The 24,652-nt window shown below is 55.8% G+C and carries 21 protein-coding genes; 13 read left to right on the forward strand and 8 right to left on the reverse strand.

Going from position 1 to position 24,652, the window contains the following annotated elements:
* Positions 1-3: 3 nt before the first annotated feature.
* The 4 genes from folK (at position 4) to PHP98_03035 (ending at position 4,305) form a co-directional block, all read left to right on the forward strand.
* Complete coding sequence (gene folK / locus PHP98_03020) at positions 4-537, forward strand: 2-amino-4-hydroxy-6-hydroxymethyldihydropteridine diphosphokinase (protein MDD5482611.1); 534 nt, start codon at positions 4-6, stop codon at positions 535-537.
* A 369-nt stretch (positions 538-906) separates the two neighbouring features.
* Entirely contained in the window at positions 907-2,070 is a 1,164-nt protein-coding gene (gene lpxK / locus PHP98_03025) for a tetraacyldisaccharide 4'-kinase (protein MDD5482612.1), read from the forward strand.
* A 100-nt stretch (positions 2,071-2,170) separates the two neighbouring features.
* Positions 2,171-3,181: a lipopolysaccharide heptosyltransferase II gene (gene waaF, locus PHP98_03030; protein MDD5482613.1), complete on the forward strand. Its 1,011-nt coding sequence runs from the start codon at positions 2,171-2,173 to the stop codon at positions 3,179-3,181.
* A gap of 107 nt (positions 3,182-3,288) precedes the next feature.
* The gene (locus PHP98_03035) at positions 3,289-4,305 is read left to right on the forward strand and encodes a Gfo/Idh/MocA family oxidoreductase (GenBank protein ID MDD5482614.1); all 1,017 of its coding nucleotides are present in this window, start codon (positions 3,289-3,291) and stop codon (positions 4,303-4,305) included.
* Positions 4,306-4,429: 124 nt separating this feature from the next.
* Here PHP98_03035 and PHP98_03040 read toward each other — a convergent pair whose 3' ends face one another.
* Entirely contained in the window at positions 4,430-5,608 is a 1,179-nt protein-coding gene (locus tag PHP98_03040) for an ATP-binding protein (protein MDD5482615.1), read from the reverse strand.
* A gap of 93 nt (positions 5,609-5,701) precedes the next feature.
* Between PHP98_03040 and PHP98_03045 the strand changes: the two genes are divergently transcribed.
* The 9 genes from PHP98_03045 (at position 5,702) to PHP98_03085 (ending at position 15,875) form a co-directional block, all read left to right on the forward strand.
* On the forward strand, positions 5,702-6,118 hold the full coding sequence (locus tag PHP98_03045; GenBank protein MDD5482616.1) for a response regulator: 417 nt from the start codon (positions 5,702-5,704) through the stop codon (positions 6,116-6,118).
* Complete coding sequence (gene galE / locus PHP98_03050; protein MDD5482617.1) at positions 6,115-7,140, forward strand: UDP-glucose 4-epimerase GalE; 1,026 nt, start codon at positions 6,115-6,117, stop codon at positions 7,138-7,140. The genes PHP98_03045 and galE overlap by 4 nt, the downstream gene beginning before the upstream one ends.
* An 87-nt stretch (positions 7,141-7,227) precedes the next feature.
* A complete protein-coding gene (locus PHP98_03055; protein ID MDD5482618.1) occupies positions 7,228-8,031 on the forward strand; it encodes an ABC transporter permease in 804 nt (267 codons plus the stop codon).
* A 4-nt stretch (positions 8,032-8,035) separates the two neighbouring features.
* Positions 8,036-9,211 (forward strand): ABC transporter ATP-binding protein, encoded by a 1,176-nt coding sequence (locus tag PHP98_03060; GenBank protein ID MDD5482619.1) that lies wholly within the window; start codon positions 8,036-8,038, stop codon positions 9,209-9,211.
* A gap of 107 nt (positions 9,212-9,318) precedes the next feature.
* Positions 9,319-9,840, forward strand: a complete 522-nt coding sequence (locus tag PHP98_03065) for a nitroreductase family protein (GenBank protein ID MDD5482620.1) — start codon at positions 9,319-9,321, stop codon at positions 9,838-9,840.
* Between the two features lie 80 nt (positions 9,841-9,920).
* On the forward strand, positions 9,921-10,991 hold the full coding sequence (locus tag PHP98_03070; GenBank protein MDD5482621.1) for a LacI family DNA-binding transcriptional regulator: 1,071 nt from the start codon (positions 9,921-9,923) through the stop codon (positions 10,989-10,991).
* A gap of 70 nt (positions 10,992-11,061) precedes the next feature.
* A complete protein-coding gene (locus tag PHP98_03075) occupies positions 11,062-12,996 on the forward strand; it encodes a DUF6259 domain-containing protein (GenBank protein MDD5482622.1) in 1,935 nt (644 codons plus the stop codon).
* A gap of 22 nt (positions 12,997-13,018) precedes the next feature.
* Positions 13,019-15,229, forward strand: coding sequence for an alpha-galactosidase (locus PHP98_03080; GenBank protein ID MDD5482623.1), 2,211 nt, complete (start codon positions 13,019-13,021; stop codon positions 15,227-15,229).
* Positions 15,230-15,410: 181 nt separating this feature from the next.
* The gene (locus PHP98_03085; GenBank protein MDD5482624.1) at positions 15,411-15,875 is read left to right on the forward strand and encodes a hypothetical protein; all 465 of its coding nucleotides are present in this window, start codon (positions 15,411-15,413) and stop codon (positions 15,873-15,875) included.
* On the opposite strand, the gene recN is transcribed toward PHP98_03085, so the two are convergent.
* From recN to PHP98_03120, 7 genes are all read right to left on the reverse strand, one after another.
* Positions 15,820-17,487 carry a DNA repair protein RecN gene (gene recN / locus PHP98_03090; protein MDD5482625.1) on the reverse strand — a complete coding sequence of 556 codons (1,668 nt, stop codon included), beginning with the start codon at positions 17,485-17,487 and terminating at the stop codon, positions 15,820-15,822. The two genes, PHP98_03085 and recN, sit on opposite strands and share 56 nt — an antisense overlap.
* Entirely contained in the window at positions 17,488-17,862 is a 375-nt protein-coding gene (folB, locus tag PHP98_03095; protein ID MDD5482626.1) for a dihydroneopterin aldolase, read from the reverse strand.
* 89 nt (positions 17,863-17,951) lie between these two features.
* Positions 17,952-18,680 carry an SDR family oxidoreductase gene (locus PHP98_03100; protein MDD5482627.1) on the reverse strand — a complete coding sequence of 243 codons (729 nt, stop codon included), beginning with the start codon at positions 18,678-18,680 and terminating at the stop codon, positions 17,952-17,954.
* Between the two features lie 9 nt (positions 18,681-18,689).
* Positions 18,690-19,451 carry a glycosyltransferase family 2 protein gene (locus tag PHP98_03105; protein ID MDD5482628.1) on the reverse strand — a complete coding sequence of 254 codons (762 nt, stop codon included), beginning with the start codon at positions 19,449-19,451 and terminating at the stop codon, positions 18,690-18,692.
* 127 nt (positions 19,452-19,578) lie between these two features.
* The gene (locus tag PHP98_03110) at positions 19,579-20,781 is read right to left on the reverse strand and encodes a cell division protein FtsZ (protein ID MDD5482629.1); all 1,203 of its coding nucleotides are present in this window, start codon (positions 20,779-20,781) and stop codon (positions 19,579-19,581) included.
* Positions 20,782-20,851: 70 nt separating this feature from the next.
* Complete coding sequence (gene ftsA, locus PHP98_03115) at positions 20,852-22,063, reverse strand: cell division protein FtsA (GenBank protein ID MDD5482630.1); 1,212 nt, start codon at positions 22,061-22,063, stop codon at positions 20,852-20,854.
* A 100-nt stretch (positions 22,064-22,163) separates the two neighbouring features.
* Positions 22,164-24,584: a hypothetical protein gene (locus tag PHP98_03120; GenBank protein MDD5482631.1), complete on the reverse strand. Its 2,421-nt coding sequence runs from the start codon at positions 24,582-24,584 to the stop codon at positions 22,164-22,166.
* Between the last annotated feature and the right edge of the window lie 68 nt (positions 24,585-24,652).

Genomic DNA, 24,652 nt, shown 5'->3' on the forward strand with positions numbered 1-24,652 from the left:
AAGTTGAGCCCTGAAACTATCAGCAGCATAGAGGTTGGTTTGAGCCTGGGCGCCAATGTCGGCGACCGCCTCGCGCAGCTGCAGGAGGCAAAAAAGCGCATTCTGGCGGCCGGGGGAATCTTTTTTGCGGCCCAGTCGCCGGTTTATGAAACGGAGCCGGTGGATGTCGCGCCGCGCGACAGCGCTTTATTCTTTCTTAACGCCGTGCTGATAATCAAATTTTCCTTGCCGTTATCCGGACTGCTTTCCACGTTTAAACGGATTGAGTTTCAGCTGGGACGCGCCCAACGCGCCGCGCCCAACGCGCCGCGGCCGATTGACATTGATATTATTTACGCCGGCGGATTGCATGTCAGAGACAAGGACGTCATTATTCCTCATCCGCGCTGGGCGCGCCGCCGTTTTGTGGTGCGCCCCCTGAGCGACGTCCGTCCGGAACTGGTTGTTCCGGGGCAGGCCGGCACCGTGGCGGAAGTTCTGCGAAGTCTTGCCGACGGGCATCGCGTAACGCTGTCATTGCCGGCAAATAAGTGGTAGGTCGTGCGGCATATCGGCAAATATTTCTTTCTTACCCTTAGCCCGACTTTCGGAACTCAGGGATGGAAACCCATTAATTTTTCGCCGCGTCAGTTTGGCGCATATGCGCGGCGCGGGAGGTGCCGCTGTATAAGCATACAGCAAACCTCACGCAACAAGGCAGATGGGCTCGCTCTTGCCCGGCTTTCTTGGCCTGCACCCGGGATCGCAGAAAAAGGATGCGAAGGCTTGCTTAAAACGCGCCGGTCATGTTAGCATCTTTTTGCCGATAACCAGGGGTAAAAAAAGATAAGCGCCCGGGCGTAAAATTTTTTTCCGGCCTGAATGGTTGCGTTGTTTGCCGGGTCTCGGCCTCGCGAAAGGCGTATCATGGGATTAAGCAGCAAGGAAAAACTGGAGCGGTTTTTTATCGCCGTCATCGGCGAACAGCGCGAGGGCCGCGCGGCCGATTTTCTGCGCTGGCTGCTGCGTTATCTCTCTTACCTCTACGGCGCCGCCACAACCGCCCGCAATTTCCTTTACGAAAAAAGAATATTCCGGCACCACACCCTCGGCTGCCAGGTGATCAGCGTCGGCAATCTGACGGTCGGCGGCACGGGCAAGACGCCGGTCGTGGAGGTTTTCGCGCGCGCGCTCCAGAAGGAGGGCCGGCATGTGGCCATCCTGAGCCGCGGTTACAAAAAAACCGAGCATGGTTTCGCGAAAAAAATGCTGGATAAAATAACCGGGCGGGAAAGGCGGCGTCCGCCCCGGGTCGTTTCCGACGGAACCGCGCTCCTGCTGGATTCGGCCATGAGCGGCGACGAGCCTTACATGCTGGCTTCCAACCTGTCCGACGTGGCCGTGCTGGTGGACCGGGATCGGGTCAAGAGCGGACGCTACGCCATTGATAAACTGCACTGCGACACGCTCATCCTGGACGATGGTTTCCAGTACCGGCGGCTAAAGCACCGTTTGGAAATCGTGCTCGTTGATTTTACGAATCCTTTCGGCAACGGCTATGTGCTTCCGCGCGGCCTGCTCAGGGAATCGTCCGGAAATATCCGCCGCGCTGATTTTATTTTCATTACCAAGTCCACCGGCCGCGATTCCGAACGGCTCAGGGAGCAGCTGCGCGCGTTGAATCCCCGCGCGGAAATATCCGAGTGCGCCCACCGCTCAAAGTATCTCCAGAATGTTTACACCGGCGGCCGCCAAAACCTGGATTTCCTGCGCCAGATGAAAGTGGCGTTGGTTTCAGGCATCGCCGCGCCGCAGGGTTTTGAATCCGAAGTCACAAGGCTCGGCGCCACGCTGGTTTACCTGAAACGCTTCGCCGATCATCACCGCTACCGCCAGCAGGAAATAATTGACCTCATCAATAAGGCCAAAAAGAACGGGGCGGCGGCGGTCATTACCACCGAAAAGGATTCGGTCCGCTTCCCGAAAATTGAGCGGCAGGATGTGCCCGTTTTTTTCCTGCGCGTTGAAATAGAACTGCTCAGCGGCGTGGAGGATTTTCATGCATGCATCTCCCGGATTTGTTTCCGGTAAGGCGGCCGCGCCGTAATCCAGAACAGACGTTCCGCGGTCCGCCGCCGATTGTTGCCGGCTTCTTCACAAAAATGTGTCATGTTTTAATGGAACGGTTTAAATGGCGCAATTTGAACAACTGAATGGGGAAATACTGATCGTCGGCCCCAACTGGCTGGGCGACGGCATCATGGCCATGCCGGCCGTTCAAATTTTTTCCGGGGCTTTTCCAGGCAAAAAAATCGTCTTGCTGGTCAAGCCGAAAATGGCCGGGCTCTGGAAAATGCACCCGGTTGTTGCGGAGGTCATGACCTGCGCCGGCTCATGGCCGGCAATGCGCAAAATTGCCGGGCAAATCCGCCGCCGGCGGTTTGCGGAGGCATGCATATTGCCGCAATCATTCCGCTCGGCTCTCATTCCTTTTCTTGCCGGTATTCCCCGGCGGAGAGGACTGCCGGGACATTTCCGCCGATGGCTTCTCACGGAGGCCGCTTCCTTGCCGCAAAACGCCGCAAATCTCCACCAGCGGCATGAGTACGCGGCCGTTCTGGGGTGTGGCATGAAAGAGGAGGAGCGGCCGGTTTTAAGGATCAACCGGGATCAGGTTGAAAAAGCGGAGTTAATTCTGGGCCGCGGTAAACAGCCGTGGATTGGAATGATTCCCGGCGCGGCGCGCGGTCCGGCGAAAAGGTGGCCGGAGGATTATTTCGCGGCTCTGGGGAAAATCATTCGGGAGAATCATTACGGCAATCTGGCTGTTTTCGGCTCGGCGGCCGAAAAAGGCCTGTGCGCCCGGTTGACCGCCCGCATCGGGAATGGGAGCGCAATCAACATGGCGGGACGCACGTCGCTGGCTGATCTGGCGGGCTTGATGTCCCGTTGTGCCGTCGTGATTGGCAACGACAGCGGCGGGGTTCATCTGGCCGCCGCCGCGGGCGCGGCGGTGATAGTGATTTTCGGCATGACCGACCCTTCCAAGACAAAACCGCTCGGGCATAAGGTTGTCGTGCTCCAGGACAGCGCAGTGCGCGGCCGGGATATTCCGCGCCGCTCGGCGGAAGCCGTGGAAAGTCTTGAAAGAATTTCCCCGGAGCGCGTGGCGGAAGCGCTGCGCGCCATGCTTGGCGCTTGAAAAATCGGGTCAGCCGGCCGCATTCCGGTGTTTTTTTGGTTGACATGGCGCGTTTGCCGGATAATTTCACCCTGTTAAATACCTGCGAAAATTCTGGAGGCAAACACATGATCAAGACCGGCTTTATCGGAACCGGCGGGATTTCCGCCGCCCATTTAAATTATTTGAAAACACGCCGGGACGTTAAAATAGCCGCATTGTGCGACGTTAACCGCGAACAGGCCTTGAAGCGGCAGAAGGAATTCGGCGGCGATGTCTTTACCGATTTTGAGGAAATGCTCAATAAAACCGGGCTGGACGCCGTCTGGATCTGCACCCCGCCCGCAGTGCGCCGCGCGCCATTGCTGGCCTGCGCCGACCGGGGCATCCCGGTCTTTTGCGAAAAGCCGGTTGAACGGAGCGCCGCCAAAGGCCGGCAGATTGCCGCCGAGCTGCGCCGGCGCAGGGCAAAGGTCCAGGTCGGATATGTCTTCCGCTCAACGCCGGTGGTGCAGGCCTTGCGGAAAGCAATCGGGCGCGACCGGATTCATCTCGTGCATTCGTTTTATGCCTGTAACGTGAGTCTGACCATGGCGCTGCCGAAATGGTTTTACGACAAGGCCAAATCCGGCGGCGCCCTGATTGACCAGGCCACGCACAACCTTGATCTTCTGCGTTTTCTGTTCGGCGAAGTGAGCGCGGTGCGGGGCGCGGCCCTCAATCCGGTCAAAAGGAAGAAAGGCGGTTATACCGTGGATGAAACCATCGGGCTTATCCTGACTTTCCGCAGGGGCATCATTGCCGCCCATACGCACACCTGGGTCGGCGACCGCTGGCGCAATGAAATGACCATGAGCGGCGAGAAAAATTTTTACCGGCTTGACCTCAACAAGGGCAATTTGACCGGCGACCGCCCCGCGTCGGCGGAGTGCGATCTTTACTCAAGGAAGGGCGGAAAGACCAAAACGGCGTCCGCGCCCCTCCAGTTCCAGCAGTCGGCGCGGAGCATTTATGAGTACCAGAACAAGATCTTCCTGAAACAGGTTGTCTCTGGAGATTGGCGCAACAATCCTTCCGATTATGCCGACGGTCTGAAAACACTGCAATTGACCCTGGCCTGCGACCGGGTTTTGGCCGGGGGGTAAGGTTTGGGTTTTCCGGCATATCTCTGCCGGTAATGAATCGCCGATATGGGCTGGTGCGCCGCCGGCCGGCCAGTTTCGGATGGCGGCGCGTCCGCCTCAGCGGAAAAGCCGCGCGGATAAACAGTCAAACGCCCGCTTGCTGCGGGGCGGTTTTCAGGTGGAAAGAAAAGACCGAACCCTTTCCCGGCGCGCTTTCCACTTCAATTGCGGTTTCGTGGATCTGGGCTATCTCCCTGACGATGGCCAACCCCAAGCCGGTGCCGCGCTCGTTGAATTCAACGGCCGGGTTGGTCCGGAAATATTCTTCAAAAATCCGGCTCTGGTGTTTTTCGTCAATGCCGATTCCCTGGTCGGCCACCGATATGCGCACGGAAGCGTTCGGCTCTTCCTTGAGGACAATGGCGACGGAGTTTCCGGCGGGCGAGTAATAAATCGCGTTTTCAATCAGGTTGGAAAGCAGGATGAGGATCTGGTTCCGGTTGCATTTCACCAGGATGTTTTTTGCTTCCGGCGTGGATATTTTGATTTCCCGGGCCGCGGCCGGCGCGGCCAGGTGCTTGACGGCGGAGGCCATGATGCCGTCCAGCGGGGCGAACTCCATCCTGATGTTTTCCCTGACGAGCGATTTTAAATTGGCCAGTTCCAGCATGTCCTTGATGACGTCGCTCAACAGCACGCATCTCTCCCTGATTTTCCTGATGATATCCAGAGCCATGCGCGGAATGCGGCCGGCGTAGCCCTCCAGGATGAGGTCGGTGTAACTCTGGATGGCGGCAAAAGGGGCCTTCAACTGATGCGTGGCGTGCATGAGGTATTTTGTTTTTTCGTTGTTGATCTGGAGGAGTTTGTCGTTGAGTTTTTCATAGGCGAATATTTTCTTTTCCAGCTCCGTATTGGCCTTTTCCAGTTCCATGGTCCTTTCCAAGACGCGGCGCTCAAGGACGAGGTTGTAATCTTCCAGGCGGTCGGAGACTTCCTGCTGCAGGTCGAGCAGGTGGAAAATAATGCGGGCGTCCTCGGAGCCGAGCACCCTGGTTTTTTCCGGTTTTTGCGCGATGATCTGGGCGCATATCTCCTGCCGTCCGGTTACTTCAAAGATCAGGTCAATTTCATTGTCCCGGCAGATTTCAGCCAGCGGGGTTTGGCATTCAATCCCGTGCTGTCTGGCCAAGGTCATTCCCGGCGCTTCGGGATTTACGTCGCAGACATATTTTACGGAGATGCCCGGCATTTTCAGCAGGGTTTCCAGAATCGCGGCGCCGCCCTTGCCGGCGCCGATAATGGCGATAATTTCCGTTTTCATGGCGTGTCAAAGTTGCTTGTGCTAAAAAAGACTATCATAAAACGGGGGAAATGCTATATTCTTTGCGCAAAAACAGCGGGAGTAAAAGACATAATGAAAAAAATATATATCATTGACGACGACCGGAATATCGTGGAAGCCATGAGCATCGTGCTCAAGGCCCATGGCTATGAAGTGGCGCATCAATACAACGAGGAGAATGTCGTTGAAAATCTTGCCGCTCAAAAGCCCGATTTGGTGATTCTGGACGTTATCTTTCCCCAGAACCCCAGCGCCGGCTTTGATATCGCCCGGCAGATAAAAAACAATCCGGCCACGGCCGCGATCCCTGTCATCATGCTTTCCGCCATCAATGAAAAAGGGGTTTATGCCGGCACTTTTTCCAATAACGACCGGGACGAAGCCTGGCTGCCGGTTGAGCAGTTCGTGGAAAAACCCATCCGCAACGACCAGCTTCTGCAGAAAGTGAAGGAAATCCTGGAGCGGCAGAACCCGGAGATATCAATATGAAAATCCTGGCCACCGGCGGAGCCGGATACATTGGAAGTCATACCTGCGTTGAATTGCTGCAAAGCGGCCACGAGGTGGCGGTCGTTGACAATTTGCAGAACAGCAATTACGAGGCCCTCAAACGCGTTCAGGAAATCACCGGGCGCAAAATCTCTTTTTACCAGCTTGATTTGCGGGATAAAACCGGGTTGGAGGAAGTTTTCCGGCAGAACAAAATCGGGGCCGTCATTCATTTCGCGGGCCTCAAGGCCGTGGGTGAATCAACAAAAATCCCGCTGGAATATTACCAGAATAACATCGCCGGCACGCTGGTCTTGTGCGAGGTGATGCGGACGTTCGGGGTGAAAAAGCTCGTTTTCAGCTCCTCGGCCACGGTCTACGGCAACCCGAAAACCGTTCCGATTACGGAGGATTTTCCGTTGTCAGCGGCAAATCCCTACGGACGGACCAAGCTGATGATAGAGGAAATCCTGGGGGATTTGTACGCTTCCGATCCGGAATGGAACATGGCAATCCTGCGCTATTTCAACCCGGTTGGCGCGCATGCGAGCGGCAGGATCGGCGAGGACCCGAAGGGCATTCCCAATAATCTTTTCCCTTATATCTCGCAGGTGGCCGTCGGCAAACTGAAGGAGCTTTCGGTTTACGGCGGCGACTATCCCACTTCGGACGGGACCGGGGTGCGCGACTATATCCACGTGGTTGACCTGGCCGCCGGCCATCTTAAGGCCCTTGAAAAAACAGAGGGCAAAACGGGGTGCGCGGTTTATAATCTCGGCACCGGCCGCGGTTACAGCGTGCTGGAGGCCGTGGCCGCGTTTTCAAAGGCCTGCGGAAAAAAGATACCGTATAAGATTGCCGGCCGCCGGCCGGGCGATATTCCGGCCTGCTATGCCGATCCGGCGAAGGCCAACCGCGAGCTTGGCTGGCAGGCGCGCAAAGGGCTTGATGAAATGTGCGCCGATGCCTGGCGCTGGCAGACGGCCAACCCCGAGGGATATTCGCCGTCCGCTTCGCGATAGGCGCAAGGAACGCGGAGATAGGGTTTTTTTTAAAAGAATCGTTTTTACCCCCGCGTCCTCTGCGTCTCTGCGGTAAAAACAGAACGTATGAGCATCTTAACCGATATTTTCGCGCACCGCGAACTGCTGGGGAACCTGATCGTCCGCAACCTCAAGAGCCGTTACAAGGATTCCGTCCTCGGCTTTCTCTGGAGCGTTTTGACACCCCTTTTCATGGCCGGCATTTACATGGTTTTTCTGCGGATTCTCGCCCGCGGCATTCCGATGACGGAAATACTGATCGGCGTCTTTGCCTGGCAGTTCACGGTGCAGTGCATTTTCAACGGGTTAACCTGCATCACGGAAAACGGCAACCTCATTAAAAAAGTTTATTTTCCAAGGGTGATCCTGCCCCTCGCGACCGCCGTTTCCAACCTGGTCAATTTTCTTCTGACGCTTGTTGTTCAGTTCGTGCTGCTGGCGGTTTTGCTGGGGCGGCACGGCCAGCATATCAGCTTGGCCTCCGCCGCGGTCCCGGCGGTGATCATTGTCCACTTCTTTTTCTGCTTCGGAATAATTCTTTTCCTTTCAAGCTCCAATGTCTATTTTCGCGACCTGGAGCATCTGGTCAACGTGCTGGTGATGGCCTTCTTTTTTATAACGCCGGTCATGTATCCTTACGGAATGGTTGAGCAGATTGCCGCGGCCTGCGGTTTGCCGTTCCTGGCCGATCTTTACATGGCCAATCCCATGGCGGTCATTATCAGCGCCTATCGCGCGCTCATTCTCCCCGGCGCGGCCTTTCCCCTCGGCGCCGGTTCGTCCGTCGGGGCCGCGCTCGCGCTCGTGTTTGTTTTTCCGGCTTATTACCTGTTCAAGAAACTGCAGCGCAATTTTTCGGATATGTTCTGATTAAATGAACGCCATTGAAGCCAGGAATTTGAGCAAGTCATACCGCCTGCTGGGATCGGAGCCGCCGACCATGTTCGGCAAACTGCACCGGATTTTCCGGCGCGAAAAGCCGAAATTGTTGTGGGCGCTGAACGACGTTTCCTTTGACGTGCGGCCGGGCGAAACCGTGGGCGTGATCGGCCCGAACGGCTCCGGAAAAAGCTCCCTGCTCAGCCTCATTGCCGGCACCACCGCGCCGACTTCCGGCGCCGTGCGCGCCAACGGCCGCATCTCCTCGCTCCTGGAGCTCGGCGCCGGGTTTCACTCGGAATTGACCGGCCGCGAAAATATTTTCCTGAACGGCGCGATTTTGGGCATTCCCCGCTCCGTTTTGCAGAAGCGTTTTGACAACATTGTGGATTTTGCCGGCATCCGGGAGTTTCTGGACATGCCCGTGAAATTCTATTCCAGCGGCATGTATGTGCGGCTCGGTTTTGCCATTGCGGTTGAAATGGATCCAGACGTCCTTTTGATTGACGAAGTCCTCGCGGTGGGGGACACGGCTTTCCAGATAAAATGCCTGGCGCGTATCCGCGATTTCCAGCGGCGCGGCAAAACCCTGCTCATGGTCTCGCACGCGCTTCAGACCGTGGAGGAATTCTGCGACCGTGTTTTTCTGATTCACAAGGGCCGGCTGGTCCGCGAAGGACGTCCCTCCGAGGTTATTTTCACTTACCTTAAATCCTACATGGGCGAAGGGGGGGAGGTTCACGCCGTGGAGTACGGCAGCCGCGACGTTGAAATCACCAACGTGCGCTTTCTCGGGCCCTCTGGCGCGGAAACCGGAACTTTTGCCGCGGGCGAGCCGCTCGCGGTGGAAATCAGTTACCGCGCCGGCCGGCAAATAGACAAACCGGTTTTCGGTTTTGCCCTCAAAACCGGCAACGGCTTCTATGTTTTCGGCTCCAATACCCAGATTGCCGGCCTGCGCATTGACCGGATTGAAGGAGCGGGAAAAATTTTGCTTAAAATCAATCCCTTGACGCTGATGCAGGGCAATTTTTTCCTTTCGCTCTCCGTCCATTCCTGGGATCATTCCATCCAGTATCACCGTCTGGAGGACTGGTACCCGTTCGTGGTGAAAAATCCCACGCCGGAGCAGGGCGTTTTCCGGTTGAACGCGGAATGGGAGCTGATGTAGAATTAAAAAAACGCTCAATATTCAACTTTGAAAAGACAAATTGGGTTCAATGTTGAATGTTAGGTGTTGTAAATTGCGAGCGCATGCTCGTCTGATAGGAGGCTAAAATGGCATTATTGCCCCAGATTCAAAACCGTTATTCGGTCCGGTCGTATCAGCAAAAAAAAGTTGAAAAGGAAAAACTTCGCACGGTTCTGGAGGCCGCCCGTCTGGCGCCCTCGGCCAAGAATTTCCAGGAATGGCGTTTCGTTGTCGCGCAGGATGTGGCCGTTCGGCGCAGGCTTATGGTTGCGGCCAACAATCAGGCTTTTGTGGGTGAAGCGCCGGTGGTCATTGCCTGCTGCGCAACCAATGTGGAATACAAAATGCGCTGCGGCCAGCTTTGTTATCCGATTGACCTGGCAATCGCCATTGACCACATGACCCTGCAGGCGGTGGAGGAGGGCTTGGGCACTTGCTGGGTGGGCTCATTTCATGAAGACCAGGTCAAAGCCGTCCTTGACATACCCGGCGCGATCAGGGTGGTTGAATTATTGACGCTCGGCTATCCCGCCGACAGTTCCCATCCCAAAAACCGCCTGCCGCTTGGAAAAATCGCCTGTTTTGACAAGTGGCAGTTCGCCGGTTAATAAAATCCATGAAAAACATTGACAACGGAGTGGGGATTGGTTATCTTAATGGATAAACGATTACTCAAAGGTTTTTTCACATGCATTTGCCGCAGCGCATCACCATTAAAAAACTGGCGCGGGAAATAGGCCTTTCGGTCTGTACCATCAACAAGGCCCTGAACAACAAGCCGCGCATCAGTCCGGAAACGCGCGAATTGGTGATAAAATCCGCCGCCCGTCTTGGATACCGGCCCAATACGCTGGCCAAGGCCTTGGCCCGGCCGGTCCTTTCAATCGGCTTCGTGTATCCGGATGTCTGGCCCAGCCATACCGGCTTGCTCATTCGCGGCGCGCGTGAAAGTTTGGAACTGCTCCGCGATCATCGCGTCAATTCATTATTGCGCCCCCTTCCGGCCGGGAATGAAAAGGCCTTCCTGTCCACCATCCGGGAATTGGCTGATAGTAAAATTGCCGGTCTGATTCTGTGTCTGTTTAATTACAGCCGGAAGTGTCTGGATAAGGCATGGCATTTGCTCAAGAAGAGGGAAATCCCCTTTATATTGCTTGGAAGTAATATTCCGGGCGGGCCGCAGATTTGTTCGGTATGGCATGATTGCCGCCGGTGCGGAAAAATGGCGGCCGAGGTTCTTGATTGGATGACGCCTGATCGTTCTGTCGCAATTTTCATAGGCCGGAAAGGGGTGCTTGATCACGATTTGAAAATAGAGGGATTCCAGAGCTGGCTGGACCAAACCAAGCTCAAACTGGCCGGGATTGGGGAAACGCATGATGATCCCGCAATGGGATATCCGGTCGCCAGTGACATGTTCAAAAAATATCCGGATATTTCCGGAATCTATATAGGCACTGAAAACGCGGCCGGAATCTGCAGATGTCTGGTTGAGTCTGGATTGGCGGGAAAGGTCAAGATAGCGGCGACCGGCGTATCCGATGATGTTTGGCAAGGACTTCAAACGGGGGTGATCAATTGCAGTATCAACCAGAACCAGTCCATCCAGGGACGGCAGGCCGCCGGTATCCTTTATGATTACCTGGAACTGGGCCGGATGCCAAAATCATCCGAAATCCTGGTCACACCGGAACTGATTTTACGGAGCACGATGGACGTGCGTAATCCGGAAGATTTGTGCACGGGAGGTATTCTATAACAGTTCCTGTGCGTTATTCTGAACAACGTGTCGGTAATATTTTAACCATGACATGACGTAGGCTGGAAATATGACAAACAACGAGATAAAAATTGATGTGCATTCGCCTTATGCCGTCATAATGAGCCTTGACTTAGAACCATCCGGCGGTCATTGGGGCGTCTTACGACCAGAGGGCAATAAAATTTCGTTTGAAAACGATATTTACGACCTGACTCTTCACAAGACGGCTCTGGAAGCCGACGTTACAGGCATTGAATATATCCTTCGTCGCAAGGATGAAACATCGTTTCTTTTGAAACACATGGAAGTTGCGATTGAAGTGAGTGCAGCCGACGTCCAAAACATACTTACTCCGTACGGCGTTAAGCATGACTATCAATGCCTTACGCCATACAATCATTGGCATTGGGGATTGAAAGATTTTGGTATATCCAGCGCCGGCGATCCGGTTGTCATGGCATTAGACCATGGCCAAAATAACAAATGCACTGTTGGCATGGCATGGACAGCACCTGAAACTTATATAGCGGCAAAGCCTTTACCCGGTTTTAATGAGGAATGGGACAGGAAATACAGGCTTTCATTGACAAGACCAAGATTCCCGAAGGATAAAAAAGCGCCCCCGGCACAGGTATCGGAATATCGCGACGGCATTTTTATCTCTACGAAACCGGAAACCTGGTTCAGGAGCATGCGCCGTTATGCCGCGTACGTTGATCAGCGCAGAGGATACAAGCCGCGTAAACTATCTCCGTGGAGTTTGTCGCCCTGTTGGAGCGCTGCCTGGTCTCTTTGGCCACCGCCCGGATTTGAGTCTAAATTACTCCAAGACCGATTGGAGTCTCAATTGGCTCTGGCCAAAGACTTGGGTTTTGGAATATTACATCTGGACATTGACTGGACGGAGCATGATGGATATTACCGCCAACCGTCAAAAAAATTCCCCCGTTTTCCCGAGTTGATCAAGAAGCTGAATGAAATGGGCATGGCTCTTGAATTGCACATTTCAACTCCCACGGTGTCACAACAAGATCCCCATTACAACGATAGGCTGAAAAAATTCGTAATGGCAACCGCCACACAACCGGAAGGAGTGTTTAATCGCTGGACTTCGGGGAAAAGCGCCATTCTCTGCCCGCGCACTTCCGGCTTGAGGGATCATCTGGTTGAGTCTTTTCAATACATGGTGGACAAACTGGGTGTAAAATCATTTTGGATTGACTTCAATGATGACTTTGTTCCGCTTGAGCCTTGCATCGCCAGACATGAGCATATCTGGAACACCCTGGGAGAAGGCTGGGATGAAACTATGAAGACCATGACAAAGGCGGCCTGGGATATTAACCCCGAAGTTACGTTCATTTCCCGCCGCAGTATCGCCAATCTTAACAATAAGCCGTATTTGACGCATGGCTGTGCCTTTGATTGCGAATACTCCCTGGCTCTAAATAGACACGATGCGGTCTACGTCAGGAGTCTTGGAGATATTATTCCGTACACTTTTCATGAAAAATGGCCGGATTCGGAGTCCGATCAGGGCGTGGCAATGCACATGGCAAACTGCGCCTTTCTCATGGTGCCGGTGGTGTGTCAGGAACTTGCCCGTTTGCCCCAGGGACACCGTGATGTCATAAAGGCCTGGTTGAGCTTCTATAAAATGCATGCTTCCGACCTTATCCTCGGTGATTTTGAGCCGATTACTTTTTCGCTGTCCGGCCCATTCCGGATAGAAAGCAAGGGCAAGGCGTTTATCGGTTGTTTTGAAGTGGTGCCGGGCGCTGTGCCGCTCACAACCGAACCATCCGAAATCTGGGTTTTAAACACCGTTGAGAAGGATTTCTTTACGCGGTTAACGCCTGTTAAGGGAACCTTTAAGGCGCAGTGGCTTGACTATCGGCTGCGGCCGGCCGGTCCGGAATTTAAAGTCAGTGCAAAAGACGGGCAGCTGCTTCTTGACGGTAATTGTCAGGCATTGCCGTCCATGTTGCATTTGTGGAAATAAATTCAAAACAAAAAGGAAAACCATGAACGCAAAGTCAGGCAAAAATAAGGCCAAAAATCAAAAAGCGGTTTCCAGCGGCGCCCGTGAATCGGGCAAGACGAATAATTATATCACCTCGCTCCCCTGTGAGAAACCCGGATGGCATTATGGATCGGATTGCGCGATTTATACCGAGCGTTTTGTGGATGGGCGGCTTTTATGCGCGGCTTACCAGGATAACGGCGCTCCGATCCATGAATGTGATGAGCAAGTCTGTCAACCGGCTTTTGACCTGGTTGTTGACGGCGACGCGCTTTATTTCGGATGGGAATTTATCGCGTTTGAATCGAGCGGAATTTCAAACGGCGGGGTTCAGGGAACACTTACCCTGAAACACAGCATCAAGCCTCTGTCGTTGAAAATTATCACCTGCGCCTGCGGCCATGGTTTTTTCAGCAGGCGGCTTGAGCTAACCAATACTTCCAAGGACAAGACCCTGGGGCTGACGTCCATTGTGCCCTTGTGCGGTATTCTCTGGCCAATGAAAGACAATCTGGAAGACAACCTGAACGACCGAAGGCTATCGCCTTATTCGGCCGGATATTTCAAGGATGTTACATGGGCTAACGAGGGCAATTTTGAATGGCAAGATTTACCCGCCAATACGGAGATATCAACCGGATCCACGCACGGCCGGAGCGGACACAATAGTCCCTTTGCGGTTCTTCGGAACAATATATACGGCGGATATTTTGTATGCCAGCTGGGCTGGTCGGCCAACTGGCGCATGACTTTTCATTCGCATTATGAGGGTGGCACAAGGCTGGGGTTTTCAGCAGCGCCCGTCGCTCCGTCTCCCATGCGGCTTATCGCGCCCGGCGAAACAATCGCCGCTCCCGAAGTTCATTTTGGACTTAACCATGAAAGTTTTGATTCCGCGATTCAATCTCTCCACTCGTATTTGCGGACTTTTGTGCTGAAGAAAGGCGCCGAAACGCCCCAGCCGGTCATTTACAATCACTGGGGTTACATTGAACATAAAATAAGCGAGGGAAAACTTTTACGGGAAATAGATATTGCCGCGGAAGCCGGGGCGGAGTTGTTTATCGTGGATGCCGGCTGGTATGGCGACAAGGAAACTTCATGGTTTGAGACAACCGGAAACTGGCAGGCGGGGAACCGGCTTCCCAACGATCTCTTTCCAGTTTTTGATTATGCCCGCAAGAAAGGCTTGAAATGCGGACTCTGGGCCGAAGTTGAGAGCGCGGGCAAAAAATCAAAGATTGCCGCCGAACATCCGGATTGGTTCATCATGCGCTATGGAAAATCGGTTGAGCGGATATTGGATTTGAGCAAGCCGGCGGTCAGGGATTATGTTGAATCCGAAGTAATTCGGCTTGTTGAAAGATACAAACTTGATTTGTTCCGCCTGGACTACAACTTGGACGCCAGGGAAGGCGGATTCAACCTGGTTGACGGACATTATGAAAACACACTCTGGCGCCACGTGGAAGCCGTCTACGGCATTTTTGACCGGCTTTCCGTCCGTTTCCCCGGCCTCCTCTTGGAAAACTGTTCCAGCGGCGGCGGCCGCACGGACGTTGGTATAATGAGCCGGTTTACCACGACGTGGGTTTCCGACTGGATGAGAATGCCGCGCGCTGTGCGTATTCTCAACGGCATGACTATGTCATTGCCGCCGGAATATGTAAACCGTTTGTTTGGCTCGTGCGGCAATGCCAGCGAGCGGGGGAACATGGAGACTGTCATGCAGGTCGTTATCCTCGGTCATCCGGCCTTATCCGGGCTGACGCCGTCCCTGGCCGAAGCCAATCCCGCGCTCATGGAGTGCGTGAAAAAATATGTTGGCATTTACAAGGATTTTATCCGGCCATTTCACCGGCAGGCAAAGGTTTATCATCACACACCGGTTATTTCTGGCGGGGATGGACGGGGTTGGTGCGCGCTGGAATACGTTTCACGCGACCAACTCCGGGCGGTTGCGGCGGTTTTCCGGCTGGTTAACGCCGAAGGAAATGTTTATCGCTTTAAATTCCGCGGTTTGAATCCCGCGCTTGATTACCGGCTCCGATTCGAGCCGGGCGGTCTTTTTGCCGAGGAAAAAGGTTTTAAACTCATGCAGGAAGGCATTGAAATAGAACTGGATAACGCCTTAACCTCCCGGCTTATTCTTTTGACGGCTGAAGAAAAATTACCGGCGTGTTTTGACCAGGCCAGAGCGATGCGTAAATGATTCTCGCCTCCAACCGGCACAATGTTTTGCCCGGCATAGCCATCGGGTTGCCGGATATTTTGCCCTGCTTCCGTTCGGTTACGGGCAGCGGCTTCAATCTGGATATTGAGGAAAAGATGTTCCGCTCAATGCTTGCGCGGGTGGGTGAGAATGGCTTGTTATTACATGAAAGGCAAAATCAATGAATCTGTCAGGTCAATCAAAACAATTCAACATACCGGAAACCCCCTGGAAACTTATTGCCGAACAGCGCAATATCCTACGCAAACTCTGGAACCGCGACCGTGACTCTTTTGACCTCCAGTATCCGGTGGTTTGCATCAGCTGGCCATACAGTTTTGAAGTGGATGGGATAAAATTCGGCGATAATAACCAGTTCAATTGTTTCAGCAAGCCGGAATTGCGGGTAAAAAATCAAGAGTTTGACTTGGCCTGCCAGCTTGAATCCGTCAGGCATATGCGGAATCTTACCGGAACCATCAAAAAAAGAAAGTTTTACAGGGAAAAGTTCCGCGCCCTCTTCCCGCCGCGGGCGGCGGAGCCTCTGGCGGAAATGATGAGAACAACGGCGCAGGACGGGCCGGATTTGTCTACGCGCGTTTTCTTTCAAGCATTTCCTGCGCATGCCGGAGGGTCACGCTGGTGATATCCTTGCCGCCCAGCATTCTCGCAATCTCTTCAACCCGTTCCTCCTGGTTTAGCGGGAGGACATTGCTTACGGTGCGGCCGCCGGTGATTCTCTTGCGGACGGCAAATTGAACGCGTCCGTGGACCGCCACCTGCGGCAGGTGCGTGATGCAGATAACCTGGCGGCGCCCGGCCAGCTCGGCCAGTTTTCGCCCGACGGTTTGCGCGGTCTGTCCGCCGACGTTTTCGTCAATCTCGTCAAAAACCAATACGGGAACGCGGTCCTGTTCCGCCAGGATGGTTTTCAGGGCCAGCATGACGCGCGACATTTCGCCGCTGGAGGCGATCTGGCGCAGTGATTTTTCGGCTTCCCCCTTGTTGGGCGAAAAAACGAATTCAATCCTGTCCAGGCCGGAAAACTGCGGCTCAACCTCTTCAAACCGCGCGGAAAACAAGGCGTGGGTGAAAGCCAAATCTTTCAGCTCGGCCTGGATCGCCCCGGCCAGGCGCTTGGCCGCTTCCATCCGTTTTTTTCTGAGATCGCGTCCTTTTTTTTCAAGCTGATCGCGGCTTTCTTTTATCCGGGCGTCAATTTGCGCTAGTTTTTCGGCGTTGTTCTGCAGATCGGCCAGGCGTCCCTTTGCTTTTACGAGCATGTTTTTCAGATCGGCCGTTGAAATGCCGTATTTATTTTTCAATTTCTGATAGAGGGCGATGCGCTCATCCAAACTTTGCAGGCGCGCTGAATCCGCCTCAATTTTCCGGGAGACGGAAGAAATATTTCTGGCCGTTTCCTGGATCCGGCCGGCGATCTCTCTTATTTCCCGCTGCCATTCGGCGGCGATTGGCAGAATGCCGGCGAGCTCGCCGGCGGCCTGCTGGGCCGCGGCCAGCAGGTCAAAGGCGTTCCGGTCGGACTCATGGAGTGCGTTCTGCATGTCGGCGGCCAGCCGGATGATCCGGTCGGCGTTGCCCAGAGTTTGATGCTCGGCGGCGATTGCGGTTTCCTCATTCTCGTCAAGTTTCGCCTGTTCCAGTTCCCGGATCTGGAAGGCGAGCATATCCATCTCGCGCGGGGCGTTGTCGCCGTCCGCCTGCAGGGCCTGTTTTTGTTCCAGGAGACCGCAGTATTCTTCAAAAGATGACCGGTAAGCGGCCAGTGTTTTCTCGTTGCGGGCAAAAGCGTCCAGCAAGCTCATCTGGAAATCGGGTTTGAGCAGCGACTGGTGGTCGTGCGGCCCGTGCATGTCCACGAGCAGGTCGCCGAGCAGTTTCAGCGTCTGGAGGGTGGCCGGGCTGTCGTTGACAAATTGCTTTCCCGCGCCGCCGGCGGAGACTATCCGGCGCAGGACAAGCATCCCGTCGGAGCAGGGTGGCAGGCCGCGTTCCTGCAGGAGGCGGTCAATTTCCCCGGGGTCTGGCAAATTGAAGACGGCCGTGATGGAGCACTGTTCCGTTCCCGCGCGGATGATGTCTTTGTCCGCCCTTTCGCCCAGGAGGAGGCTCAGGGCTCCGATAATGATTGACTTGCCGGCGCCGGTTTCGCCGGTAACCGCGTTGAGGCCGGATGAGAAATCAATCCGCGCCGATTCCACCAGCGCCAGGTTTTTTATTTGCAGGTTTTGGAGCATTTAACGGGGGTGATGCGGGTTTTTCCGCGTTATTTCTATTTCAGCCGAACAAGCCTGCGGGAGAACATTTTTTTTAGCGATTTTCACGGTAACTTTGCTGATTTTTCTTTCGGCCAGGCAGACTTCCGCGATGCGCCGCGCCAGCGCTTCCAGGAGGCAAAATTCTTCGCCGGCGGCCAGCGCCAATAGTTTCCCGGCCAGCGCGGAATAATCAACGGTGTCTTCAAGCCGGTCGGAGCCTCCGGCGGCGCGCAAATCGCATCGCAGGGTAATATCCGCGGTTATGTTCTGTTTTTTGCCGCGTTCTTTTTCCGTAACGCCGATATGGCATTTCAGCCGAAGACCGCGGATATGAATCGTGTCAGGTTGATGCATAGTCATTCTTTGCTTAAAGTTGCCCTGAAGCATGCGCTTCGCATTGCTTCACGGGCCTGATTCATACGAACGACGCTTCGCGAATCCCGCTATCCGCTCATATTACCCAGCAAGTGCTGGCCGCCGTCAACAAAAATTATTTCGCCGGTGATGGCGTCGGATTTCAGGAGAAAGATTACCGCCGCGGCGAGGTCGGCGATTGTCGGGCGCCGGTTGAGGGGGATTTTACCGGCTTTTTCGCGCGCCTTGCCTTTCATCTGGGCCAGCACCGGTCCCGGGGCCACGCCGTTGACGGCGATGTCAGGCGCCAGTTCAAGCGCGGCAATGCCGGTGAAATCGGCGAGGGCTTTTTTGGAAAGCAGGTAGGCGGCCAGGCCCGGCTCAAAACCGGAAACGCGCCGGTCAAGGATGTTGATTATTTTCCCCCTCCCGATTATGCCGGCGAAAGCGCGGGTCAACAGGACCGGCGCCAGCAGGTTTATTTCCAGCGTCCCGCGGATGTGTTTTTCCGTCCCGCCGGCCAGTTTTTCCCTGTTGAACACGGCGGCGTTATTGATGATTGCGTCCAGCCGGCCCAGGGCATGAAGAGCCCTTTTTATCATAATTTCTCCCGCCCGCGGTTTGCGCAGATCGCATTTTAGCACCGCGGCGCGGCCGCCGCCGCTTTGCAGTTTATCGGCCAGCGCTTCCGCCTTGCGCGCGGAGCGGTTGCAATGCAGGGCGAGCCGGCATCCTTCGGCGGCCAACGCCTCGGCCAGGCCGCGGCCGACGCGCACGCCGGCGCCGGTGATGAGAACGGCCTTGTCTTTAAGGTTCATAATGGGAGGTTACGCGTTAAAAAAGCGCGCGAAATAACGGTCATAGAACGCCACAATGTTTTTGAAAGGCGAATATAAAAGGCGCAACCGCGCCAGCGCGGCGAACATTTCCAGCGAAGCCCTGATAATTTTCAGGCGCGAGCCGGCCACGTCGTGCCAGACCGATGGAATTTCAACGGTCTGAAAACCGGCGCGGCGCAGTTGGAAGAGCAGGTCAACGTCAAAGGCCCAGCGCGTGATGCCCAGTTCCGGCAGAATGCGCAGGGCGGCGCCGCGCTTCATCAGTTTGGCGCCGCACTGGGTGTCCGAGAATCTCAGGCCGAAGAGCAGGCGGACCATGCCGTTGAAAAGGCGCGAGGCCATACGGCGTTTCCACGGCTGGCGGGGGCGCACTTGCGCGCCCCTGATCCAGCGGGAAGCGATAATCGCGTCGGCCCGGCCGATGCGTTCAACCAGCTTCTGAAATGCGGCCGGCGGCGTGGAGCCGTCCGCATCCGTAAAACCGACCAGATCCCCTTTGGCGCGCGCGATTCCGAGCATGATGGCGCCGCCCTTGCCGATCGGCCTGGTTTCAACAACATATTTCAGTTGCGCGAATTTTTCCGCGTATTTTCCGGCAATGACGGCGGTTTGGTCGGAGGAACCGTTAATCACGACCAGCACTTCAAAATCGGCTCCATAGGCGCGCGCAAAGAAAGGCAGGTATTCATCAAGCATTTTAGGCAGACGCTGTTCTTCATTATGGGCCGGAATGATGATGGTGAGCTGCATATAAAGCGGTATCCGGAATAAATTATGGTTAAAGTCCCGGAAAACGGGTCCGCCTGCGACCCGATTTCCTATTTTCTTTTCTCTGCGCCCGCGCCGGGCGAAACATTGATTTGCGTAAGTCTTCCGGTCAAATTCCGGCGATTCTGGCTTTTTGAATGCTTATCCGCCGGCGGATAAAAGTCGGAATGTCCAGGTTGCTGCCGTTAACAATAGTCGGGCTGACTCCCTTGAAGCGTCCCTGTTCAACGGCGTCAAACAATCCGGCCTGAATCAGGTCGGCTTGGCCGGGGCCGGCGTGTTTCCCGGGCGGTTCCGCCTTGGTATTCTGGCGGGCGCGTTCATTTTCGGTGTTCGCATGTCCGGCGGCTGGCGGCGCTTTTTCCGCCGCGAGAATGGCGACATGAATTTTTTCGCGCCATTCCGGCTCACAGCCCACGCCGGCCATGGTGAAAGCCTGGCGGCCGCCGAGGGCCAGGATGCCGTTCACCACCTTGTTCACCTCGTTGATGGAAAGATCGGGGCCGCCGCTGATGCAGATGATAAAGGAATCGGCGTCGGCCAAAGAGCGGCAGTTGTTCAAAAGGACGTTTTTTTTAATATTGTCAATCACCGTCGCGATTCTTTGTTCGCCGTCGCCTTCCGCGCAGCAGAAAACACAGTTGCCGCTGCTGTTCCGCAGGAAGGCGCGCAAATCGGCGAAATCAAAGTTAATAATGGAACTGCGGTTAAGCACCCGCCAGAGCTCGCGGATTCCTCCGGCCAGCATTTTTTCCGCGCGGCGGAAAGCTTCACGGATATTGGCTTTGTCGTCAATCAGCGCCGTGAGGCGCTGGCTCGGCAGGCAGATGACGCCGTCGGCCGCGTCCCGGATGGACTGCAATCCGCGTTCGGCCTGTTCTTTCCGTCTTGGCCCTTCAAATTCAAAGGGCAGCATGGCGAAACATAATGTCAGCGCTCCCGCCCTTTTCGCCTCGTCAATCAAGAGCGGCGCGACGCCGGAGCCGGTTCCGCCGCCGAGCCCGGCGGCGAATATGGCGATTTTGACGTTATTGAAGAGGGGGCGCAGTTTTTCAATGTCCGCTTCGGCCGCCTGCCGCGCAATACGCGGGTCGCCGCCGGTTCCCAGTCCTTTCATGGTTTTTGCGCCGATAGGGACGCATTCAATTCCCGTCAGCCCGGCCAGCGCCCGTTCGTCGGTGTTGATGCCGATCATTTTCGGTCCGTCCGGCCATTCCCGCGCCATGGTCTGGACCGCGTTACAGCCGCCATTGCCGATTCCGACGATCAAGAGGTCCGCTGAACTGCCGGATAATGAAGCGAAGTCGTTCATAGGTTCACATATAAAAAATTAAGCGCCGCCTTGTTGCGCCGAACTGCCTGCCCGCCATAACGCGCGCCGATTAAGCCTGGCCCGCGAACCATCTTTTGATCAGACCTCCCAGCGATAATGTTTCTTCCGCCTGCCGGACCGCGCCGCGGATCGCGTAACGGATCATCCCCAGCGGCGCGGCGTATTCCGGGCCGTCGTGCGCCGAAGAGATGCCGCTGAAGCGGCGCGGACGGCCGGTAACACAGGAAACGCCGAAGACTTTTTCGGCGAGCGCTTCCGTTCCCTTCAGGCGGGAGGCGCCGCCGGTCAGGATCAGCCCGGCGCCGAGTTCCGGGAGCAGCGCCTTGCGCTCCAATTCATTCCTGATAATCTGAAAGGTTTCATCCATGCGGGCGTTGATGATGGCGTTCAAATCGCCGGCGGTTACCGAGCAGGCGGGGAAGCCGACTTCCAGCGGAATGGTTATGTGCCGGGAACGGTCGGAGGGGGCAACAACCGCGGCGCCGGATTCCTGTTTCAGCGCTTCGGCGCGCCGGATGGAAATCGTGAACCCCTGCGCGATATCGTTGGTGACATGGTCGCCGCCCACGGCAATGACGCCGACGGCGGCGATAGCGTTTTCGGCGTAAACGACGTAATTGGTGGTGCCGCCGCCGATGTCAATCAGCGCCACGCCGCATTCCTTCTGTTCCGGCGTCAGTGTGGCCAGCGCCGAGCACAGTCCGCTGAAGGCAATATCCATGACTTCCAGGCCCACGTTGCGCGCCGCCTGAATCGTATTGTTCAGGATGTTGCGCGAGCCGTGCACGATCAGCATGTTGAGTGAAAGGCGGCTGCTGTGCATGCCCAGCGGGTTAATGATGCCGTTCTGGCCGTCAGCCGCATAGGTCTGGGGGATGGTATGGAGCGATTCGTTTTCGTGCGGAAGGTTGATTGTCCGCGCGATGTCGGTAACATCGTCAATATCATCGGCGCTGATGCCGCGCACAGAATCAAACACCGGAACGCTGCCCTGATTGTCGGAGCCGCGGATATGTTCCCCGTTGACGATCAGGTAGATCTGCCTTATTTCAACCGCGCCGGTTGTCTCGGCTTCCTGGACGGCGGTCTGGACGCAGGCCGCCGCCTTTTCCAGGTCCACAATGATGCCTTTGCGCACGCCGCAGGACAGGCAGTTGCCCATGCCGGTGATCATGATATTGCCGTCCTCGCGGGGTTCTCCCACCAGTGCGCAGACCTTGGAAGTCCCTATCTCAAGAGCGGCAAAAGGCGCTTTGGTCATAATTTTTCCTCTTCGTTCCTCAATTAAAGTTAATAACATGAACGGGGCGCGGTGTCAATGACGGCAAACGTTTCAAAAATGCGGTTGATTTTCGGGCGGCTCATTGAACCGGCAGGGAGACAATCCGGCTGATGAGCACGCCGAGGTCGGGTGGAAAATTATGTTTTCCGGGGTTCCAGGCCGGATGCGTTTCCAGCGTCAGCCATGCGGCGTCGCCGGGAAAATCGGCGGGCAGCGGCGGCAGTCGCCATGCCTGCCATTGCCATTCTCCGGAACTGACTTTACGCGGCGGCCCCAGCTTTTTATCGTCCCAGGCAAGCTGCAGCGAAATATAACCGGAGTTGTCCGGGTCCGGCGCCTTGAGATGGATCAGCAGGAGCGCGGCCGCGGCGCGCGGGGCGGGAAGCAATACCTGGGCGCGCGCGCGCGCCCAGCGCGCCTTAATCGCCGGTTGCGACGGCCAATCCATAAGCGCCGCGGCGTTTTCCCGGACTTTTTTCGGCAGATCCAACCCGGCGGAAATGACCGCCTGCGGGGCAACGCTTTGGCCTTGAAACGGCTCATGGCGCACGTTGGCGAAATGGCGCAGGCCCATGTTGCCGGGGTCAAACGAGATTATAACCGCGTTGGAAGAGGAAATACCGGCCGGGGGCGGCGCGGTTTTTAAATGCATTTTGAATAAGCGCAGGTTCAGTTCCGATTTCCCGACTTTCACCGGCAGGCTCCGGCGGGCCTGCTCAAGACGGCAATCATGAAACGCGGCCTGATAAACCGGCTCAAACAGAAAATACGGGCTCAAAGGCGCGTTCTCCCCCCACGGGGTGGCGAAAAATGCCGGCCGGTCCGGCATGGAGCGCACAATCTCCGCCCAGGCCTGTTCGGCCATCTCGTAGTTATCGCGGCGTTCATTGTCAAGCCCCAGTGCCGGTATGCCGAAGAAGTGCTCCAGCGGCGCCGCAATCCGCGAATATTCACACAACAATATTCCCTGCCGCGCCTTGACAGCCTCGGCGTATGGTCTCAGGAAACGGCAGAATCCCCTGTGTTCGACGGTTGTAACCAGGTGGGTCCGTTTGTTGAGGGCAAGAACGCAAAGGATTGCCGTGAGTAAAATAGCCGCCCATAATCCGTTCCGCGGCGGCAAAGGCAGAGTAAGCAGCGCCGCCAGCAGGAGGGCGGACGCGGGAATGAAGGCCACCATCAGGTAACGCGTCATCATGAAATCGTGGATGTTGCCGGTCAACATGACCGCCGGAAACAATACCAGAGCCAGAATTATCCGGTAAGGGCGTTTATCGGCCCGGCCCGTCAGCCAGGCCGCCAGGCCGGCCGGGATCAACAACATGACGGGCATGGAAAGCATGTTGGCCACAACGCGGAAATCCGTCAGATAAAGATAGTTTTTCACCGGACGCCCGAGGACCGGCAAATCGCCGTATATCTGGCGGAAAAAAACAAGGCTTGCCAGAAAAGCGGCCAGGCCGGCAAAAAGCGCGGCGCTTAAAAACAACGAAACCGTTTCCGGCGGCGAAATTTCCGGGCGCGCGGATTTTCGCCGCAGTTGTTTTACCGCGATGGCCGCGGCCGCCAGCAGTCCGAACCCGCCGGCGATTAATTCCGGCCGCAGGAAGACGATATCCAGAAAACGTTTTACCTTGTAATAATCGGTAACATATTTTGCCTGCGCGTAAAAGGCGGCGAGCGCCAGGATGATAATGGCCAGCCAGGGCAGGAAATCGTCCCGGCCTTTGAAGACAACCGCGATTGCGGCCGCCAGCGCCGCCGGAATAACGAGCGCCCAGGCCGTGATGTGGAAAAAAGGCGCGGCGCCGATGCAGAGGGCGCCGAGCAGAATGTCCGCCGCGTTTTTCCAGCGGCGGCCCTGCCAGGCCTGGAGTGTTAAGGCGCAGCCGGCAAAAAACATGAAGGCGGCGATTATTTCCGGCCGCGCGCAGCGCCCGTGCCAGACGGTCAGGGGGTTGCAAATATACGCCATGAACACGACCAGGCCCGCCCAGCGGCAGGGAAGCGTCTGCAGAGCCAGGGTGCGCAGGGCCAGGGCGGTGAAAACGGCAAAGAGCGGCGCCACGAACAGCGCCCATGAATCCGGGCCGCAGCGCGAAACAAAGGCGATCATCAGCGGATAAGCGGGCTGAAAGTGCGGACCGATTGTCGCGGTTGAGGCGTCGCGGACCCAGAGGCACGCGTCCTTGGTTTTGCCGTAACCCGCATGGCCGTAATAAAAGACGGAACGGACTTCCGGCGGCACTTTTGAAAGCAGTTCGTCAACGTAAAAGAACTGCCGCTGGCGGTTGTAGGTCAGACCGGAATTGACGTAAGAGCCGGGATCTTCGCCGCCGAATATGTCTTCGTGCGGACGGAAAAGAAGCAGGCCGGCCAGGAAAAGCAGTATTAAAATTTCCGGCCATTGAAAACGCGCCGCGCGGCGGCTGATTTGCAGAAGGCGGAAAACAGCGGCGATTGCCAACAGCCAGAAAAAAGCGCCGATAAACGTGATCATGTTTTTAACTTCAATTCTTCATGTGCGTTTTGGCGGCAATTTCAGGAGGGGAAGTTTAACGTTTGTTT

The organism is Kiritimatiellia bacterium (assembly GCA_028715905.1).
In the GTDB taxonomy this organism is placed as follows: Bacteria; Verrucomicrobiota; Kiritimatiellia; order JAAZAB01; family JAAZAB01; genus JAQUQV01.

Excerpts from the sequence above, each read along its gene's own strand:
- lpxK (MDD5482612.1), top strand. The coding sequence starts at position 907 with ATGGGATTAAGCAGCAAGGAAAAACTGGAGCGGTTTTTTATCGCCGTC.
- waaF (MDD5482613.1), top strand. The coding sequence starts at position 2,171 with ATGGCGCAATTTGAACAACTGAATGGGGAAATACTGATCGTCGGCCCC.
- PHP98_03035 (MDD5482614.1), top strand. The coding sequence starts at position 3,289 with ATGATCAAGACCGGCTTTATCGGAACCGGCGGGATTTCCGCCGCCCAT.
- PHP98_03040 (MDD5482615.1), bottom strand. The coding sequence starts at position 5,608 with ATGAAAACGGAAATTATCGCCATTATCGGCGCCGGCAAGGGCGGCGCC.
- PHP98_03045 (MDD5482616.1), top strand. The coding sequence starts at position 5,702 with ATGAAAAAAATATATATCATTGACGACGACCGGAATATCGTGGAAGCC.
- galE (MDD5482617.1), top strand. The coding sequence starts at position 6,115 with ATGAAAATCCTGGCCACCGGCGGAGCCGGATACATTGGAAGTCATACC.
- PHP98_03055 (MDD5482618.1), top strand. The coding sequence starts at position 7,228 with ATGAGCATCTTAACCGATATTTTCGCGCACCGCGAACTGCTGGGGAAC.
- PHP98_03060 (MDD5482619.1), top strand. The coding sequence starts at position 8,036 with ATGAACGCCATTGAAGCCAGGAATTTGAGCAAGTCATACCGCCTGCTG.
- PHP98_03065 (MDD5482620.1), top strand. The coding sequence starts at position 9,319 with ATGGCATTATTGCCCCAGATTCAAAACCGTTATTCGGTCCGGTCGTAT.
- PHP98_03070 (MDD5482621.1), top strand. The coding sequence starts at position 9,921 with ATGCATTTGCCGCAGCGCATCACCATTAAAAAACTGGCGCGGGAAATA.
- PHP98_03075 (MDD5482622.1), top strand. The coding sequence starts at position 11,062 with ATGACAAACAACGAGATAAAAATTGATGTGCATTCGCCTTATGCCGTC.
- PHP98_03080 (MDD5482623.1), top strand. The coding sequence starts at position 13,019 with ATGAACGCAAAGTCAGGCAAAAATAAGGCCAAAAATCAAAAAGCGGTT.
- PHP98_03085 (MDD5482624.1), top strand. The coding sequence starts at position 15,411 with ATGAATCTGTCAGGTCAATCAAAACAATTCAACATACCGGAAACCCCC.
- recN (MDD5482625.1), bottom strand. The coding sequence starts at position 17,487 with ATGCTCCAAAACCTGCAAATAAAAAACCTGGCGCTGGTGGAATCGGCG.
- folB (MDD5482626.1), bottom strand. The coding sequence starts at position 17,862 with ATGCATCAACCTGACACGATTCATATCCGCGGTCTTCGGCTGAAATGC.
- PHP98_03100 (MDD5482627.1), bottom strand. The coding sequence starts at position 18,680 with ATGAACCTTAAAGACAAGGCCGTTCTCATCACCGGCGCCGGCGTGCGC.
- PHP98_03105 (MDD5482628.1), bottom strand. The coding sequence starts at position 19,451 with ATGCAGCTCACCATCATCATTCCGGCCCATAATGAAGAACAGCGTCTG.
- PHP98_03110 (MDD5482629.1), bottom strand. The coding sequence starts at position 20,781 with ATGAACGACTTCGCTTCATTATCCGGCAGTTCAGCGGACCTCTTGATC.
- ftsA (MDD5482630.1), bottom strand. The coding sequence starts at position 22,063 with ATGACCAAAGCGCCTTTTGCCGCTCTTGAGATAGGGACTTCCAAGGTC.
- PHP98_03120 (MDD5482631.1), bottom strand. The coding sequence starts at position 24,584 with ATGATCACGTTTATCGGCGCTTTTTTCTGGCTGTTGGCAATCGCCGCT.